Below are 17,110 nucleotides of genomic sequence, written 5' to 3' on the forward strand. Positions count from 1 at the left end.
GCCAGAAGGCACTTCGAAACATTGTTGAAACACGGCCGTCACGCGCTCTTCACGCAGCCCGGATTTCTGTAACTTGGCCGCAATTTTTTCCAACATTTCCTGAAACACAAGCCCTGAACCATAGATCCGGGGAACAAACGGGAGCAACAGCTTCCCCGGACAGACTGCTGGCGGAGAAGGGAACACGCAAGTGCACATCACTGCGGAACAGATTTGGATGATGGTGGCGGCAGCCCTCACCCTCATGATGACCCCGGCCCTGGGTCTCTTCTACGGCGGCATGACCCGTGCCAAGTCCTCCCTCAACATGATCATGATGAGCTTCCTGGCCGCCGGCATCGTCGGCGCTGTCTGGGCGCTCTGGGGTTACTCGATGATCGGCGGCGAGGGCTTCCTCGGCCTGTTCGGCAACCCCTTCGCCCACTTCGGCCTCGGCAACCTCGTCGGCTCCCCCGACCTCATCAAGGTGGGCTACAGCGCAACCTTCGCGATCATCACCGTCGCCCTGATCAGCGGTGCCATCGCGGACCGCGCCAAGTTCAGCTCCTGGGCGGTCTTCGTTCCCGTCTGGGTCACCCTGGTCTACTGCCCGCTCGCATACATGGTGTGGGGCGGCGGCCTGATGAGTGCCGGCGGTGCGCTCACCGCGGTGTTCGGCCAGGTCATCGACTTCGCCGGCGGTACGGTCGTGGAGATCAGCTCCGGTACTGCGGCATTCGTGCTGGCCCTGATCCTGGGCAAGCGGCACGGTTTCGGCAAGGACCCCAACCACCGTCCGCACAACATCCCCTTCATCATGCTCGGCGCCTGCCTGCTGTGGTTCGGCTGGTTCGGCTTCAACGGCGGCGCCGCCACGAGCGCGGAGCAGGCGGGACTGATCTGGGTCAACACCATGCTGGCACCGGCCGCCGCCATGATCGGCTGGCTCGTCACTGAGAAGATCCGCCACGGCCACCCCACTTCGCTGGGTGCCGCCTCTGGCGTCGTTGCCGGCCTCGTGGCCATCACCCCGTCCTGCGCCAACATCAGCCCGGTGGCTGCCCTCGGCCTGGGCCTGGTAGCCGGCGCGGCCTGCGTGGTGTTCGTAGACCTGAAGTACAAGTTCGGCTTCGATGACTCGCTGGATGTGGTAGGCGTGCACCTGGGCGCCGGCCTGATCGGCACCCTCGCCCTGGGCTTCATCGCCATGCCCGTGGACGGTGTGGGCGGCGGCCTCTTCTACGGCGGCGGCTTCCAGCAGCTGACCGCACAGACCGTGGCGGTCGTGATCACGGTGGCGGTTTCCGCCGCCATGACCGCGGCGATCGGCCTGGTCATCAACAAGACCATCGGCTTCCGCGTCAGCCACGAGGCCGAGACCGTCGGCGTGGACCTCTCCGAGCATGCCGAGACCGCGTACGAGTTCGGCGAGCTGTCCCGCAGCCGCTTCCACTCGGTGCTGCACCCGGCAGGGGCGCCCAGCCACGAGTAATCCCCGGGCGGGGACACCCGGCGTAGCGTCCGGAATGCCCTCCGTACCGGTGGTGTTGCCGCAGATATGACGACAATCGGAATCATCGGCGCAGGACACATCGGCAGCCAAGTGGCGCGCAAAGCGGTTGAACTCGGCTATAACGTGGTGATCAGCAACTCCCGCGGACCGGAAACCCTCGCGGGACTCGTGGCGGAACTCGGCCCCAAAGCCCGCGCGGCCACCCCTGCCGAAGCAGCAGCGGCAGGCGATTTCGCCGTCGTGACAGTCCCGTTCAGGAAATACCGCGAACTTCCTGCGGAACCGCTGGCGGGCAAGGTGGTCATCGACACCAACAATTATTACTGGGAGCGCGACGACCGTATCCCGGCGCTCGACGCCGGCGAAGCCACCACCTCGGGGCTGGTCCAGGAACACCTCGCCCAGTCCAAGGTGGCCAAGGGCTTCAACCACATCCGGGCCAGGGAAATCACCACGGACGGCTTGCCTTCGGGAACGCCCGGCCGCCGAGCCCTTGCCACGGCCAGCGATTTCCCCGAAGCAGCCGAACTGGTCGCCAGGCTCTACGACGAATTCGGCTTCGACACAGTGAACATCGGCCCGCTCGCCGAAAGCTGGCGCGTGGAACGGGACCGTCCCGCCTACGTCATCCGGCAGGACGCTGCCGAGCTGAAGGCGAGTATCGCGAAAGCGCCCCGGACGGTCTGAACTGGAACTTAAAGGACAGCGGACGACGGCGGGAGGCTCCCGCCGTCGTCCGTTTTAGTTGTGTGCCCTCAGAGCGAGTGCCGTGACTGGCGCGCGCCGTCCGCGCGGAGCGGCGAGCCCAGCACCGTGAAGCGGTGGCCGCCGTTGTCACCGGACAGCAGCGGCATCGCCTCGCTGATCGCCGCCTGGACGCCCTCCAAGCGCAGGGAGTCCTGGTGCGCTTCGGCGGACTCCCAGAGTTCGCAGACAAACACTGTGTCCGGAACGTCATTGTTGACGCCTACCTCGTACAGCAGGCAGCCGGCATCCCGCAGCTCGGGCTTGGGCCGGAGCAGGATTTCCACCAGTGCGTCACGTTGGCCGGCCTTGGTTCCCAGGGTCCCCACATTTGCAAAAGTCATGTGGCCATGATGGCACGCCCGGCCGCTTTGCCCGCTTAAGCTTGGACCCGGTTCAACGCACCGGCACGCCGTCCAGGAGCGTCGCCACCACCGCGGTGCGGGCCAGCTCCTCGGGGTCAACGGCCAGCGGGTCGCGGGCGAAGACCGTGAAGTCGGCGCGCTTACTCACCGTGATCGACCCGGTCACGGCGCCGAGCCCGGCCGCTGCGGCCGCATGGGTGGTGTAGCCCTCCAGGGCCATGAGCGGGGTGAGCGCCTGTTCGGGCTGCACGGGGGCAGTGTCCGGGCGCTCCACGGGGCGGCGCAGGATGGAATCGGCCATCATGGCGCGCGGATCGTAGGGAGTGATGGGCCAGTCCGAGCCCAGCGCCACGGTCACCCCGGCCTCGCGCAGGTCGCGGCAGCGCCAGCCACGGGCAGCCCGTTCCTCGCCGAGCCGCACCGACCAGTTGTCGCTGCGGTCGGCCTTGGTGTGGTGGGTTCCATGGATCGGCTGCATGCTTGCCGCGACGCCGAGCTCGGCGAAGCGGACCACCAGCTCGTCCGGGATGGTCTCTATGTGTTCAATCCGGTGCGTGGCGAGTTTCCGGGCATCGCCGGCGGATTCCAGGGCCTCCAGCACATAACGCACGCCCTGGTCCCCTATCGCGTGGGTGGCGGTGGGGATGCCGCGCTCGACGAAGAAGCGCAGCGCCTTCTGGAAGTCAGCCGGGTCGGTCCACACGGATTCGGTGTTCTGGCCGTAGACGTCGGGATGTTCGAGCCAGGCGGAGCCGTTGTCGATGGTGCCGTCGATGAAGAACTTCACGCCCTCCACTCCCCAGCGCCGCCCGCCGGTGCCTTGCAGCGCCGCGGCCTCCTCCAGTTCCGCGAGCGACGCTCCGGCGTTGACCATCGGCGAGAAACGCAGCCGCAGGGGCAGCTCGCCGTCGGCCTCCAGCCGGGTCAGCAGTTCCGCGGACCCTTCCACGAAGTCCATCACGTGCGTGGAGGTGATCCCGACGGCGGCCATCGCCTTCAGCAGTTCCCCGAGCCTTCCTGCGCGGCCGGCCAGGTCCTCCTGCGGCATGACCTTCGTGACCAGGTCCATTGCAGTGAACTCCACGAGGTACCCGGTGGGCTTGCCGTCGCCGTCGACGCCCACCACGGACTCGTCCGGGAAGGCCACCCGGCCGGTGATGCCGGCGGCGGCGAGCGCCGCGGAGTTGACCACGGCTGAGTGGCCGTCACGCATCCGCAGGAACATCGGCACCTGGCCGGTGGCGTCGTCGAACAAGCGGCCGATGAAGCCGGTGTCCGTGAACAGGTTGGGGTCCAGTCCCCAGCCGGTCACCCACTCCCCGGGCTTGGCATTGCGCGCGGCCTCGCCCACGATCCGCTGCACCTCGCCAAGCGGGCCGAGGTCCGTCAGCTGCACGCCGCGGGCCAGCTCGAGGCCGTAGACCACATGGGTGTGGCTGTCGTTCAGGCCGGGCACGATCGTGGCATCTCCGAAGTCCAGCACGGTGGTTGCCGGGCCGCGATGCGCCTCCAGTTCGGGGAGGCTCCCGACGGCGGCGATCCGGCCGTCCTTGACTGCGACGGCGGTGGGGGCGGGCGTAGCCGGGTCGATGTTCTCGGGGTCAGTGGTTTCAGGGTCGAGGGTGTGGATGCGGGCGGCGAGGACGAGGACGTCCGCGTAGTTTGTCACGAGGCTGCTCCTTGGCTGACGGGGGCTTTGCTCTTGAGGTCATCGAACAGGGCGTCGACGCGTTGCTGCTCCACCGCCGTCGCGGGCAACAGCCACGAAACCGCCAGGTACACGGCGAGGTTCACGATCAGCCCGGCCACGCCGGAGGTGAGGCCGCCCAGCCACGGAATGGACAGCGGGCTGGGGTACATCAGTTCCAGCACCGCAGCCACCAGGATGCCGGAGACCATGGCGGCGTTCGCGGCGGCGGCTGTGCCACGGCGCCAGAAAATGCCCAGCAGCAGGGTGGGGGCGAGCTGGCAGATGGCCTGGTAGGAGACGAGGGCGATGGCGATCAGACCGGACACCTGGTTGGCGGTGAACAGGGCCACCGCGGCGGACACCAGGGTGACGGCGGCGACGGCGATCTTGGCACCCTTCGCCGACTCGACGCGCTCGTGGCTGCGGGCGCCGACGATGTCGTTGGCGATCTGGGTGCCGAGGGCCTGGAGGTTGGCGCCCACGTTGCCCATGGTTGCGGCCACCACGCACACGCCGGCCACGGCCACCAGGCCCACGCCGCCGATGCCGGCCATGATGAACCAGACAGTGTCGGGTGCCTCGGACACTCCGGGGACGCTGGAGGCGAGCAAGGACACGGTGGTGAGCGCGGCGGAGAAGATGAACAGCAGCGGCGCGGCCTGCACAGCGGACTTCTTCACCGTGCGAGGGGTGCGGACGCTGAACATGCGCACGAACAGGTCCGGCCAGCACCAGGCGCCCATCATGCCGGTGAACATCAGGGAAAACAGGTAGAACGGGCCGGCGGGGCTGCCGAGGCCGGGCAGTTCCAGCAGTGCCGGTGCCATGGCGCCGAAACCGTGGCCGTTGTTCACGAGCCACACCAGCATGCCCAGGATCACCAGGAAACCGATGCCGTAGGCGAAGAGGCCCTGGACCATGTCGCTGATGATCAGGCCGCGGGTTCCGAGCTTGACCGTCCAGATCTGCCGGGCGGCGATGAACAGGACACCGATCACCACGGCCAGGTATGGGGAAACCTGCCCGAAGGAAAGCGTGGAGAAGACCAGGCCGAGGGACTGCATGCCGAGCACAACCCACGGAACGGAGGCCAGCACGCCGATGATTGCGGCGATGACCCGCACCGAGCGGGAGTTGTAGCGCAGGCCCAGCAGGTCTGCCTGGGTGCGGAGGTCATAGGTGCGGCCCCACTTGTTCACCGGGGTGCCGAGGAAGAACATCAGCACCACGCTGAGCAGGGAGTATGACAGGGAGTACATGCCGATCACCCCACCGCTGGCGGTCAGCCCGGCGAAGGCCACGAATACGGTGCCGGCAAGCCAGGTGTTGAGGAAGGCCATGGTGCCGAACCAGGAACTGAAGGAGCGCCCGCCGGTGGCGTATTCGCTCATGGTGGCGTCGCCGCGACGGGCGCGGTTCATGACCACCACAACAAGCACAGTGAAAGCGAGGATGGCGCCGTAGCCGATCATCATGTTCATGCCGTCTCCCCCTCGTCGCTGCTGCTTGCCCAGAGGGCGAAGAGGGAAAGGGTCACCACGGCATTGGCCACCAGGAAATACCAGAAGGCGGACTGGCCGCCGCTGAAGAGCCAGTGCACGGGCGGGGCGAGCAGGATGAACAGGTCGACCGCGAAAATCGCGCGCCGGAGCCGGGCGCGGTGTTCCGGGCTGCTCTTGCGGCCGCCCAGGTTCAAGGAGTCCGGGGCTGGGGCGGACAGGGACATTGGGGAATTCCATTCTTCCGGGGCGTCGTTGGCCGGATGCGGACAGGTCTGGTGTTGAGGGAGATTTGCGATGCTTTACGGGATTGCGGGAACGTTCCCGCAAATAAGAGTGTGAGACGTCACAGGGGCATTGTCAAGAGGCCGCGGCATCGCCAGGCGGGAACCGGCAAGGGGCGGCGAGGAGGCTCCGGGCGCCCTTAGGATGAGGGCATGGCGAGAACCCGGGCAACCATCATGGACATTGCGCGCGAGCTGGGGCTCTCGAAGACCACCGTCTCCAGCGCCTTGGGCGGAAGCGGCCGGATCTCCGAGGAAAAGCGCGCCTTGATCCGTGAAACGGCTGACCGCCTGGGCTATGTGGCCAACCGCGCGGCCCGCAGCCTGCGGGTCAGCCGCGTCGGGACCATCGGCCTGTACATCCCGCCCATCGCCCGCAGCCTGGCCTTCTACATGGACTTCGCTTTCGGGGTCACGGAGGGAGCGGCCGCCGCCGACTACGACGTAACCCTCTTCGCACGCGGCCTCACCCCGCAGCGGGCCTTCCACGTGGACGGCGTGATCGCGATCGACCCCTCCCCCGGCGAACCCCTGGTCGCAGCCCTGCTCGATGACGGCATCCCCACCGTCTCGGTCGGCCGCTACACCGGCCCGGGCCAAGAGCGGGTCCTTGGCACCCTCGAGGCCCATCACGCCGAACTTCAGACCAAGATCCTGGACCACCTGCTCAGCCGCGGCCGGACATGCCCGGCGCTGCTCGCCGTCGACGACGCCATTTCCTCCTCCTGGGCAGTGGACACCCTGAACACCTACCTGGAGTGGTGCCTGCGCAACGGCATCCAGCCGCGGGTCCATGAGGTGGAGGCCAACGCGACGCCCCGCGATCTGGTGTCCGCGATCGCCTCGGCCGTGGATGCCGGGCATGCGGATGCCCTGGTGTGCGGCGCGCAGGGCCATGCCGCGCAAAGCCAGATCGTGCTCGAAAGCCGCGGCCTCACCGTGGGCAAGGACCTGGACCTCGCGTCCTTCGCCGGCGCCGCGGCCCTGGAGACCGGCAATCCGCTCATCAGCTCCATCGACCTGGCTCCGCGCGAATACGGTGCGGCGGCAACGGAACTGCTGGACGCCGTCGTCCGCGATCCCGACGCCGGGCCGGTGCACCGCTGGTTCGACGGCGCGAGCGTGCAGCTGGCCGGCTGAGCACTCAACGGGCTGATGCCCGCAGCGAACCCCGGGCGGCGCCCACCATGCCTTCGACGGCGCGGGCCAGGTGCGTGCCGCGGTCACTGACGCCACCCCAGCGCACCAGGGACTGGGCGGTGAGTCCGTCGATCATGCCGAGGATCTGCCAGGCGAGCGATGCGGGATCGTCGGTTTCGAAGTGGCCGCCGGCAACGCCGTCCTCCACCACCGCCTGCAGCACGGCCTGCCACGCGTCCATCTGCTCACGGACGCACGCGGCAAGGGCCTCGTTCCTGCGGCCCAGGGTCCAGGCCTCCACCCAGACGGCGGTGACATCGAGCCGGCTGCCGTCCATGAGGGTGTCCAGCAGCAAGGCCAGGCGCTCCACGGGTCCGGGAAGGGCCGCGAGCATGCCCGCCACCTCCTCGGTTTCGGCCGCGACGATTGCCGTGAAGGTGCCCGCCACCAGGGCATCCACGTTCGGCTGGTAATGCGCCACAAGGCCCGAGGCCACCCCCACATGGGACGCGACGTTGCGCAGCGTGATCGCGGAAAGCCCCTGCTCAAGGGCGATTGCGCGGGCGGCTTCGGTGATTTCGGCGGCGCGCTCGGCGGGGGACTTCCGGGTAGCGCGCTTCTGCGTGGTGCTTGACATCACAGAACAGTCTAAAGTAGCTTTTCAACATTATTGATCGCATGATCAACAAGCTTCGCAATCAACGAGCTTGCAGTACAGAAGCTTGCAGCACAGAGGAGTCTTCATGGCTTGGAAAATGCCGGCCGAAACCGCACCCCACGAACGCACCTGGATGGCGTTCCCACGCACCGGCCTGACGCTCGGCGATGACGCCGCCTCGGCCGAGGAAGCGTACGCCGCCTGGACCGCCGTCGCCCACGCCGTCGCCGAATTCGAGCCGGTCACCATGGTGGTGGACCCCGGCGAGCGCGGGCGTGCCGCCCGCATGCTCGACAACGGAATCGAACTGCTTGAGGCGCCCCTCGACGAATTCTGGATGCGCGACGTCGGACCCACCTTCGTGCTCGACGACGAGCGTCCCGGTGTGCTCGGCGCCGTCGATTGGGTCTTCAACGGCTGGGGCGCCCCGAAGTGGGCCGAGTGGGAGAAGAGCGCCGGAATGGCCCGCTTCGTGGCGGAGCAGTCCGGCGCCGAACTGGTCAGTTCCCTGCTGGTCAACGAGGGCGGCGCCATCCACGTGGACGGCGAAGGCACCGTGCTGGTCACCGAAACCGTGCAGCTGGATCCGGGCCGGAACCCGCACGCGGACAAGGCCCGGGTGGAGGCCGAACTGGCCCGCACCATCGGCGCCAGCAAGGTGATCTGGGTGCCGCGCGGCCTTACCCGCGACTACGAGGACCTGGGCACCCGCGGCCACATCGACATGGTGGCCACCCTGCCCACGCCCGGGCGCATCCTGCTGCATTCCCAGAGCAACCCGGAGCACCCGGACTTCGAGGTCAGCCGCAGCCTGCACACCTTCCTGGAGACCCAGACGGACGCCGCGGGCAAGCCCTTCGAGATCGTCCAGCTGCCCGCGCCGGAGACCCTGCGCGACGAGGAAGGCTTCGTGGACTGGAGCTACGTCAACCACCTGGTGGTCAACGGCGGCGTCATCGCCTGCGGCTACGGCGAAGAACGCGCCGACGCCCTTGCCGCCGAGATCCTGGCCGAGGCCTACCCGGGCCGCCGCGTGGTCACCGTGGACGCCCGCCCCATCCTGGCCCGCGGCGGCGGCATCCACTGCATCACCCAGCAGCAGCCCAAGCTCCCCGCAGCTGGCGGGAGCGCAACTAACGGGAGCGCAGCGTAATGGCGCTCTTCGACGTCGTCGAAGCCTCCATCGCGAAGCTGCGCGCGGCGCTGGAGTCCGGCGAAACCACTTCGGTGCAGCTCCTTGAGGCGTACCTGGCGCGCATCGAGGCCTACGACCGCAACGGCATCAAGCTGAACGCCATGGTGGTCATGAACCCCGAGGCCCGCGCCGACGCCATCGCCTCCGACGAACGCCGCGCACGAGGCGAAGTACGGGGCCCGCTGGACGGCATCCCCTACACCGCGAAGGACTCGTACCTGGCCAAGGGCCTCACCGCGGCCGCCGGTTCGCCGGCGTTCAAGGACCTCGTGGCCCAGCGGGACGCCTTCACCATCGAACGCCTGCGCGACGCCGGCGCGGTGCTGATCGGCCTGACCAACATGCCGCCCATGGCCAACGGCGGCATGCAGCGCGGCGTTTACGGCCGGGCCGAGAGCCCGTACAACGCGGACTTCCTGACGGCGGCCTTCGGCTCCGGTTCATCCAACGGTTCCGGCACCGCGACGGCGGCCAGCTTCGCGGCCTTCGGTCTGGGCGAGGAGACCTGGTCAAGCGGCCGCGCACCGGCGTCGAACAATGCTTTGTGCGCGTACACGCCCTCCCGCGGCGTCATTTCCGTGCGCGGCAACTGGCCGCTGGTCCCCACCATGGACGTGGTGGTGCCGCACACCCGTACGATGGCGGACCTGCTGGAACTGCTGGATGTGATCGTGGCGGACGACGCCGAGACGCGCGGCGATTTCTGGCGCGCGCAGCCCTGGGTGGCAATCCCGAAGGCCTCCGAGGTACGGCCGGAATCGTACCCGGCTCTCGCTCCGGCGGATCCCGACGGCGGCCGGGCGGCTTTGCGGGGCAAGCGTTTCGGGGTGCCACGCATGTATGTGAACGCCGACGCCGAGGCCGGAACCAGCGAGAACCCGGGAATCGGCGGACTGACCGGGCAACGCATCGAAACCCGCGCCTCGGTGATCGAGCTGTGGGAAGCGGCCCGCCGCGACCTGGAAGCCGCCGGCGCCGAGGTGGTGCTGGTGGACTTCCCCGTGGTGAGCAACTACGAGGGCGACCGGCCCGGCGCGCCCACCATCGCCAGCCGCGGCCTGGTCAGCCCGGAATACCTGCACCACGAAATCGTGGACCTCTCCGCCTGGTCCTGGGATGACTTCTTGGCCGCCAACGGCGACCCGGCACTGCATTCGCTGGCGCAGGTCGACGGCGCGGCGATCTTCCCGCACCCGGACGGTGCCCTGCCGGACCGCTACACCGGCTTCGACGACGACATCGCGGAGTACCCCGTCCACATCCGCTCCAATCCGGGGCGGCCCATGACGGACATTCCGGAACTGGCGGCCGGGGTCCGTGGACTGGAGCTGACCCGCAAGCTGGACCTCGAGGAATGGATGGACGGGCTTGGCCTGGACGCCGTGGTCTTCCCGGCCTCGGCCGACGTCGGGCCGGCGGACATGGACGTGAACCCGGCGTCCGCGGACCTCGGCTGGCGCAACGGCGTGTGGGTGGCCAACGGCAACCTGGTACCCCGGCACCTGGGCATCCCCACGGTTACCGTGCCGATGGGAACGATGTCCGATACCGGCATGCCGGTGGGCCTGACTTTCGCCGGCCGCGCCTACGACGACACCGCCTTGCTGGCCCTGGCGGCCGCGTTCGAGGCGACCGGCTCCCGGCGCACCGAGCCGCAGCGCACGCCGAGGCTGGGCTGAGCTGATCTGCAAAGGGCCGGGCAGCACCAGGCCCTTGCAGCTTCCGAGGTTTCACTGCTTCCGGCGGCGGCAGCACCGCCGTCGGAAGCTCCCGGAACCCGTTCGAGGGCGTCCTACGGCCCGGCCTTCAGCGGCCGCCCGCGATCTTGCGGCTGCGTTGTTCCTGCGCGTGCGGTCCGTACGGATACACCCCGAGCCTCGGGTTGCTCGCCCCGTTCAGCCGCTCGATGTCCTCGGTTGTCAGCTCAAGATCCGCCGCCGCCAGATTGTCCGCCAGCTGATCGCGTGTCCGTGCGCCCAGGATCACGGATGTCACCGCCGGCCTGCCAGCCAGCCATGCGAGGGCAACCTGTGACTGGCTGACGGAGTGCAAGGATGCAGTCGCCTCGACCGCGTCGAGAACCCGCCAGGTGTGTTCGTCCGCGTTCCGGGCTTCCCAAGCCTCCATGCCCCGCTTCGGGTTCTCCCCCAGTCGGGTGGCCCCGATCGGGTCCACATCGCGCCGGTACTTGCCCGAAAGCCAGCCACCGCCCAGTGGCGACCACGGCAGGAGGCCGATGCCGGCGTCGAGCGCCGCTGGAACAATCTCCAGTTCAATGCCCCGCACCAGCAGGTTGTACTGAGGCTGCAGGGTGACCGGAAGATTCCAGCCGTGTGCCCTCGCCAGGTGGAAGGCCTTCGTCAGTTGCCAGCCGAGGAAATTGGAAAAGCCGTAGTAGGCGATCTTTCCGTTGCAGACGGAGTCGTGCAGGAAGCGCAGGGTCTCCTCCAGCGGGGTAATGGGGTCCCAGGCGTGCATCTGGTACAGGTCGATCTGCTCAACACCGAGGCGGCGCAGCGAGTCGTCCAGTGCCTTGCCCAAATGCCGGCGCGACGTGCCAAGATCATTGGGGCCTTTTCCCATCGGAAAACGTCCCTTGGTGGCGAGCACCACCCGATCCCGCGCGCCGCTCCGGCTGCCCAACCAGCGGCCGATGATTTCCTCGGACGCACCCTGGCTGTAGACATCGGCGGTGTCCAGGAAGTTGCCGCCGGCGTCGAGGTAGTCGTCCAGGATGTGGTGGGAAGTCTCTTCGCTCGCTTCGGCCCCGAAAGTCATGGTTCCCAGCGCGTAATTGGACACGACAGCACCGCTGTTGCCCAGTGTGCGGTATTCCATGCTGCTCCTCAGTTCGTTTCAGTCTTCGGTGGGCGTGGTCAGGTTCGAGTGATAGTCGCGCCAGCTGTGCTCGGGTCCGAAGCCCAGCAGCCTGCGGGCCTTGCCGATGGACAGCAGGGTTTCGTGGCGGCCCAGTTCCTTGATTACCTCGACGCCGGGAAACACTTCGGCAGCCAGGTCGGCGCTGGATCTTTCCATGACCGTGTCTGAGGCCGCGATGATGAAGGTTTCGAATCCCGGCTGGCCGTTTTCCAGTGCGCGGGCGACCGCCTGGGCGCCGTCCCGGGCGTCGATGTACCCCCACAGGTTCCATTTCCGGCGCGTGGCATCGGCGTCGAAGGACCGGAAGTCCTCGTAATCCTCGGGATCCATCACGTTGGAGAAGCGCAGGGCCACGATGCTCAATGCCGGATCCCAGCGGGTGAGCTGGATGGCCATCTGCTCTTCAAGGTGCTTGACCAGCGAGTAGGTGCTCTCGGGCCGGGCCGGGTACTCCTCGTCCACCGGGATGTACGGGGGATCGATGTCAAACGGCAGGCCAAGGACGGTTTCGCTGGAGGCATAGACAATCTTCTTGATCCCGGCCCGCCGGGCAGCCTGGAAGACGTTATAGCTGGAGAGCATGTTGTTCTCGAAGGTGGCGGCATCCGGCGCCAGCCCTGGGGCGGGGATGGCGGCCAGGTGGACCACCGCGTCGAATCCGTTGTGCCGGTCATCCAGGCCAAGGATGACATCGAGGACCTGGCCGTAGCTGCGCAGGTCCACGTTGACGTACCCGGGTCCCTTCCGCCCTTCCCGGTCCAGGTTCAACACCTCGTGGCCGTCCGCAACCAGCCTCCGGACCACGCTCCTGCCAAGTTTTCCGCTTCCACCAGTGACAGCAATTCTCATCGGGATCTCCTTCGAAAGGGGCTCTGTCTGAAGGGACTCTGTCTGAACACTGTAGGCGCCGTCCCGACGCCGGGTCAGCTACAGCCCATGTTGCAGCCGAATTTCGCTCCCAGGTGACCCCGCGTTTGCCGGGCCCGGAAGCTCCATGGCCTCGTGGATCTGCAGGGCGAACCACAGCTGGGCGAGCGTGGACGTTTCACCCATGTCCAGCCCCGTCAGCTCGCCGATCTTGCGGATGCGGTAGATCACCGTCTGCCGGTGGGTAAACAGGAGGGCCGCCGTCTTCTGCCAGGACCGCTGCGTGTCGAGGAAGACCTTGAGGGTGTGCATGAGGTCCGGTTCGCGGCCCCGCTCGTAGTCGATGACCGGGCCCAGCAGGTGCCGGACCAGCGCTGCGCCCTCCTCATGGCGTGTCAGTCCCAGCCAGGCCGGGCCTTCCGGGTACCGCACCAGCTGGCTGCCGCTGCTGGCTGCCGTCCCGAGCGACCACAAAGACTCCTGCAGGGCCGTCTGGATCCCCGACGGCGACGCCGGGGAACTCACCCCGATCCGGACGTGCTCGCTGACCACGTGGCGCATCAGCTCTTGGGAGCATTCATTCGACACCAGCAGATGCAGGCGGTTGGCCCGGTTCAGGCAGGCCGACGGGAAGCCGTGGCCCCAAAGGTCCACGTGGACGTTGGCCAGGTCATCGCCCTCTCCGGACATGGACACCACCACGAAGTCCTGCGCCGGGATGCCGAACTCGCCCAGCCGGCTCTCGAGTTCGGCCACGCCGTAGCGTCCCTCAAACGCCTGCAGGAGGAACTCGGACCCCAGCCTGCGCTGGCCTTCGAGCGCCAGCACCGTCCGTGACAGCTCCAGGCCAAGCACCGTGGCGGCGTGGAGCAGGACCACCGCGTCGGGACGCTGCTCGGAGTCGGGCAGCACTACCAGCAGGGCGTTCACGTGGGTGGGAATGTCCATCATCAGGACGTGCTGCTCACCGAAGCGCAGCCATCGGAAGCCCTTGACCGTCGCCGTTGATGACGTCCCCACCCACTGGGCAAGCCAGGCGGACAGCCCGGCCGGCAGCCCGTCCCACCCGGGATGCCACGGGTCCAGGCACCGCCGGTCGACCACGAAAAGCTTCGAATCGAGTTCCGCGGCAAGGCCCTGGAGCAGGCTCCGTCCGTTGTCCTCGGCACCGGACAGGCGCAGCAGGTCGTAGATCCTGGCCGTCTGCCGCAGCCGGCGTGACTCCTCGATCAAGGAGGCCTCGGCGACCGTCCGGGCAATGGCGATGAACGGCAAGGGGTAGGGAATGTTGATCAGCGGAAGCGGCAGGGAATTGCAGGCGTCGATGAGTTCGGGAAGGAGCTCGGGCGCATGCATCTTCTCGCCCACCGCCAGCCCGCTGGCTCCCGCCTTGACCAGTTCCTGGACCAGTTCCACCTGCCCTTCGGCGTCGGACGGAATGGACAGCCCGTTCGTCATCATGATCTCGCCGCCGGTGGTCCATTCCCACAGCCGCGGGAGGTCCGAGGTGTGCGCCCAGGTGATGCGGTTTCCGATGCCTTCGGAACCTGCCAGGAGCCGCAGTCCAAGCTGGGGCTCCGCAAGCAGCTCCGCCACTGTAATCGCCATTGTTGACCACGTTCCCTTATCTGCCGCCGGCCTGCAGGCCGTCCGAACGCCGGGTGTCGGCCGGAATTCCGGGCTTCTTAGACAAAGGTATAGGCGTCCCCGCTATTTGTAGTCAATCGATAGATATGCTGCGTGACGCACATCACCAATGATTGAAGAACCTGCAGAGGCAGCAGGAACCAGCGCAAACGTGAAGGATTCCCCCATGACTGTCCACCAGCCCGTCGGCCCCGTCGATGCCACCAAGGTTCCACGCTTCGCGGGACTGGGCACCTTCGCCCGGCTCCCGCAGATCGACCGCGTCCCGGACTACGACATCGCCGTGGTCGGCGTCCCGTTCGACGGCGGCACCTCCTTCCGTCCCGGCGCCCGCTTCGGTCCCGCGGCGGTCCGCGAAGCGTCGCGGCTGCTGCGCCCCGGCTACCACGTGGAGCTCGACGTCGAACCCGTGCGGGAAGTCCAGGTAGTCGATGCCGGGGACATCGTCTGCACGCCCTACGACATCGCCCGGGCCGTCCGTGAAATCGAGGAGCAGGCCCTGCCCCTTCTCGGTGAAGGAAAGCGGCTCATCGCCATCGGCGGCGACCACACCATCGCCCTGCCCATGCTGCGGGCGCTGAACACCGTGCACGGACCGGTGGCGCTGCTGCATTTCGATGCCCACCTGGACACCTGGGACACCTACTTCGACCAGCCCGTCACGCACGGCACCATCTTCCGCCGCGCCTTCGAAGAAGGCCTGCTCGTCCAGGACCGCTCGATGCACGTGGGCATCCGCGGCCCCGTCTACGACCGGAACGATTTCCTGAGGGACCACGAGTTCGGCTTCCAGATCATCCGCTGCTCCGACCTGGACACCCTGGGCGTGCCCGCCGCCATCGAGCAGGTCAGGGAACGCCTGGGCGACACCCCCGTGTACGTTTCGATCGACATCGACGTCCTCGATCCGTCCTACGCGCCCGGCACCGGCACCCCGGAGATGGGCGGCCTGCATTCGCGCGAACTGCTCGCCCTGCTCCGCGGACTGGAGGGCATCAACATCGTGGGCGCCGACGTCGTCGAGGTCGCCCCGGCCTACGACCACGCGGACATCACCTCCGTGGCGGCGGCAACCCTCGTGTTCGACCTCCTCGGACTGATGGTGAAGGGCAACCGCGGAGCCGGCGAGGTTCTCTCCCTGGCCGCGCGGAGCGCATCATGAATACCGTGAGTAGCAACTCCGGCGTCAACGAGGTTCCCCGGCTGGAGGACAAGACCATCCAGCCGATCCCGATGAACGAGCGGCACGGCAAGGCACGTGACCTCTTCACCATCTGGTTCGGGTCCAACATCATGATCATGACGATCGTGACAGGCGGGCTCGCAACCACGGTCTTCGGGCTCGATATCGTCTCCGCACTCGTGGGCATCGTCGTCGGCAACCTCATCGGGGCCGTCTTCATGGCCCTGCACTCCGCCCAAGGTCCGCAGCTCGGCGTCGCACAGATGATCCAGACCCGCGGCCAGTTCGGCTCCTTCGGTGCACTGTTGATCGTGCTCATCGTGGTCATCATGTACGCCGGCTTCTTCGCCGCCAACCTGGTGTTCGGCGGCGAGGCAATGGCGGCGGTCAACCCCGGCATCAGCGTCGATGCCGGCATCGTGATCATCGGCGTCGTCAGCGTCATCGCCACCATTTTCGGCTACCGGATCATCCACGCGTACGCGAAGTTCCTCAGCATCGTGGCCGGCCTGGCCCTGGTGCTGGCGTTCATCTGGATCCTTGTGGTCCAGGGGCTTCCCGTTGGCTTCCTCGAGCAGGGCGACTTCAACTGGGTCGGCTTCATGGGGACGATTTCCGTCTCCGCATTGTGGCAGCTGGCGTATGCCCCGTACGTCTCCGACTACTCCCGCTACCTTCCCCAAGGCACCGGCTCCCGGAGCGCCTTCTGGGCCTCGTACTCCGGCTGCGTGCTGGGAACGCTCTTCCCCATGGTGCTGGGCGCCGTCGTCGGAAGCGTAGCGCTTGCCCTCTCCAGCGATCCTTCGAGCATGGACATCGTGGGCGATCTCGGAATCCAGCTCCAGCCGCTCACCGTGGTGATCATCGGCATCTTCTGCCTCGGTGTGGCCGCCTCGAACGCCATGAACCTCTACTGCGGCGTGCTGTGCAGCCTCACTGTCGGCCAGACCTTCAAGCCGGACTGGATGCCCAAGGCCAAGACCCGCACGGTCGCCGCCATCCTCCTCTTCGCCCTCGCGGTGTCCGTGGCCCTGTTCGCCCGGGACAACTTCATCCTCTTCTACACGAACTTCCTGTCCTTCCTGATGTACGTGCTGGTTCCCTGGACGGCCATCAACCTGGTGGACTACTACCTCCTGCGGCACGGCGACTACCGGGTTGAGGACTTCTTCCGGCGCGACGGCGGCGTGTACGGCAGGTTCAACTGGGCCGCGATCGGCTGCTACCTCGCCGGAGCCCTCATCCAGCTCCCGTTCTCGGCGACGGCGGTCTACACCGGCCCCCTGGCCGCGGCGATGGGCGGAGTGGATCTCTCCTGGATCGTCGGCCTGGCGGTTGTAGCACCCCTGTACTACTACGTTGCCCGGGTATCCCAGAAACCCCGCAAAAGGGCGGAGACCGCGCCCGCCCCGCCAAAGAAGCTCGTGGGCGATCCGGCCTGACAGCCTGCCACACCGCAAAGACCC

At 67.4% G+C, this 17,110-nt stretch carries 15 protein-coding genes; 7 read left to right on the forward strand and 8 right to left on the reverse strand.

Translation table 11 applies throughout. The annotated features are described in order from the left end of the window. The first annotated feature begins 217 nt into the window (after nt 1–217). Nucleotides 218–1,471 carry an ammonium transporter gene (locus tag ACN9M4_RS16760; RefSeq protein WP_426303514.1) on the forward strand — a complete coding sequence of 418 codons (1,254 nt, stop codon included), beginning with the start codon at nt 218–220 and terminating at the stop codon, nt 1,469–1,471. Nucleotides 1,472–1,537: 66 nt separating this feature from the next. Then, a complete protein-coding gene (locus ACN9M4_RS16765; RefSeq protein WP_426299844.1) occupies nt 1,538–2,179 on the forward strand; it encodes an NADPH-dependent F420 reductase in 642 nt (213 codons plus the stop codon). Nucleotides 2,180–2,247: 68 nt separating this feature from the next. On the opposite strand, the gene ACN9M4_RS16770 is transcribed toward ACN9M4_RS16765, so the two are convergent. Genes ACN9M4_RS16770 through ACN9M4_RS16785 form a run of 4 tightly spaced genes read right to left on the reverse strand, consistent with a single transcriptional unit; the run spans nt 2,248 to nt 6,017 of the window. Next, nucleotides 2,248–2,580: a putative quinol monooxygenase gene (locus ACN9M4_RS16770; RefSeq protein ID WP_426299846.1), complete on the reverse strand. Its 333-nt coding sequence runs from the start codon at nt 2,578–2,580 to the stop codon at nt 2,248–2,250. Nucleotides 2,581–2,632: 52 nt separating this feature from the next. Further along, nucleotides 2,633–4,270 (reverse strand): amidohydrolase, encoded by a 1,638-nt coding sequence (locus ACN9M4_RS16775; protein WP_426299848.1) that lies wholly within the window; start codon nt 4,268–4,270, stop codon nt 2,633–2,635. Next, nucleotides 4,267–5,772: a sodium:solute symporter family protein gene (locus ACN9M4_RS16780; protein ID WP_426299850.1), complete on the reverse strand. Its 1,506-nt coding sequence runs from the start codon at nt 5,770–5,772 to the stop codon at nt 4,267–4,269. The genes ACN9M4_RS16775 and ACN9M4_RS16780 overlap by 4 nt, the downstream gene beginning before the upstream one ends. Continuing rightward, on the reverse strand, nt 5,769–6,017 hold the full coding sequence (locus tag ACN9M4_RS16785) for a hypothetical protein (protein ID WP_426299852.1): 249 nt from the start codon (nt 6,015–6,017) through the stop codon (nt 5,769–5,771). Before ACN9M4_RS16785 ends, ACN9M4_RS16780 begins: the two co-directional genes overlap by 4 nt. A gap of 210 nt (nt 6,018–6,227) precedes the next feature. Between ACN9M4_RS16785 and ACN9M4_RS16790 the strand changes: the two genes are divergently transcribed. Further along, entirely contained in the window at nt 6,228–7,214 is a 987-nt protein-coding gene (locus ACN9M4_RS16790) for a LacI family DNA-binding transcriptional regulator (protein WP_426299854.1), read from the forward strand. A 4-nt stretch (nt 7,215–7,218) separates the two neighbouring features. Here ACN9M4_RS16790 and ACN9M4_RS16795 read toward each other — a convergent pair whose 3' ends face one another. Continuing rightward, nucleotides 7,219–7,851 (reverse strand): TetR/AcrR family transcriptional regulator, encoded by a 633-nt coding sequence (locus ACN9M4_RS16795; protein ID WP_426299856.1) that lies wholly within the window; start codon nt 7,849–7,851, stop codon nt 7,219–7,221. Nucleotides 7,852–7,957: 106 nt separating this feature from the next. On the opposite strand from ACN9M4_RS16795, the gene ACN9M4_RS16800 reads away from it, so the two are divergent. Next, complete coding sequence (locus tag ACN9M4_RS16800) at nt 7,958–9,025, forward strand: agmatine deiminase family protein (RefSeq protein WP_426299858.1); 1,068 nt, start codon at nt 7,958–7,960, stop codon at nt 9,023–9,025. Then, nucleotides 9,025–10,746 (forward strand): amidase, encoded by a 1,722-nt coding sequence (locus tag ACN9M4_RS16805; protein ID WP_426299860.1) that lies wholly within the window; start codon nt 9,025–9,027, stop codon nt 10,744–10,746. Before ACN9M4_RS16800 ends, ACN9M4_RS16805 begins: the two co-directional genes overlap by 1 nt. A 127-nt stretch (nt 10,747–10,873) precedes the next feature. On the opposite strand, the gene ACN9M4_RS16810 is transcribed toward ACN9M4_RS16805, so the two are convergent. The 3 genes from ACN9M4_RS16810 to ACN9M4_RS16820 all read right to left on the reverse strand — a co-directional run bounded on the left by ACN9M4_RS16810 (nt 10,874) and on the right by ACN9M4_RS16820 (nt 14,422). Then, nucleotides 10,874–11,905 (reverse strand): aldo/keto reductase, encoded by a 1,032-nt coding sequence (locus ACN9M4_RS16810; RefSeq protein WP_426299862.1) that lies wholly within the window; start codon nt 11,903–11,905, stop codon nt 10,874–10,876. A gap of 18 nt (nt 11,906–11,923) precedes the next feature. Continuing rightward, entirely contained in the window at nt 11,924–12,796 is an 873-nt protein-coding gene (locus tag ACN9M4_RS16815) for an NAD-dependent epimerase/dehydratase family protein (RefSeq protein ID WP_426299864.1), read from the reverse strand. A 78-nt stretch (nt 12,797–12,874) separates the two neighbouring features. Continuing rightward, nucleotides 12,875–14,422, reverse strand: a complete 1,548-nt coding sequence (locus tag ACN9M4_RS16820; RefSeq protein WP_426299866.1) for a PucR family transcriptional regulator — start codon at nt 14,420–14,422, stop codon at nt 12,875–12,877. Nucleotides 14,423–14,627: 205 nt separating this feature from the next. Between ACN9M4_RS16820 and speB the strand changes: the two genes are divergently transcribed. Beyond that, nucleotides 14,628–15,623 (forward strand): agmatinase, encoded by a 996-nt coding sequence (gene speB, locus ACN9M4_RS16825; RefSeq protein WP_426299868.1) that lies wholly within the window; start codon nt 14,628–14,630, stop codon nt 15,621–15,623. Next, entirely contained in the window at nt 15,620–17,086 is a 1,467-nt protein-coding gene (locus ACN9M4_RS16830) for a purine-cytosine permease family protein (RefSeq protein ID WP_426299870.1), read from the forward strand. The genes speB and ACN9M4_RS16830 overlap by 4 nt, the downstream gene beginning before the upstream one ends. The last annotated feature ends 24 nt before the right edge of the window (nt 17,087–17,110 follow it).

The sequence above is a fragment of the Arthrobacter sp. R-11 genome (assembly GCF_049913155.1).
Lineage (GTDB): Bacteria > Actinomycetota > Actinomycetes > Actinomycetales > Micrococcaceae > Arthrobacter.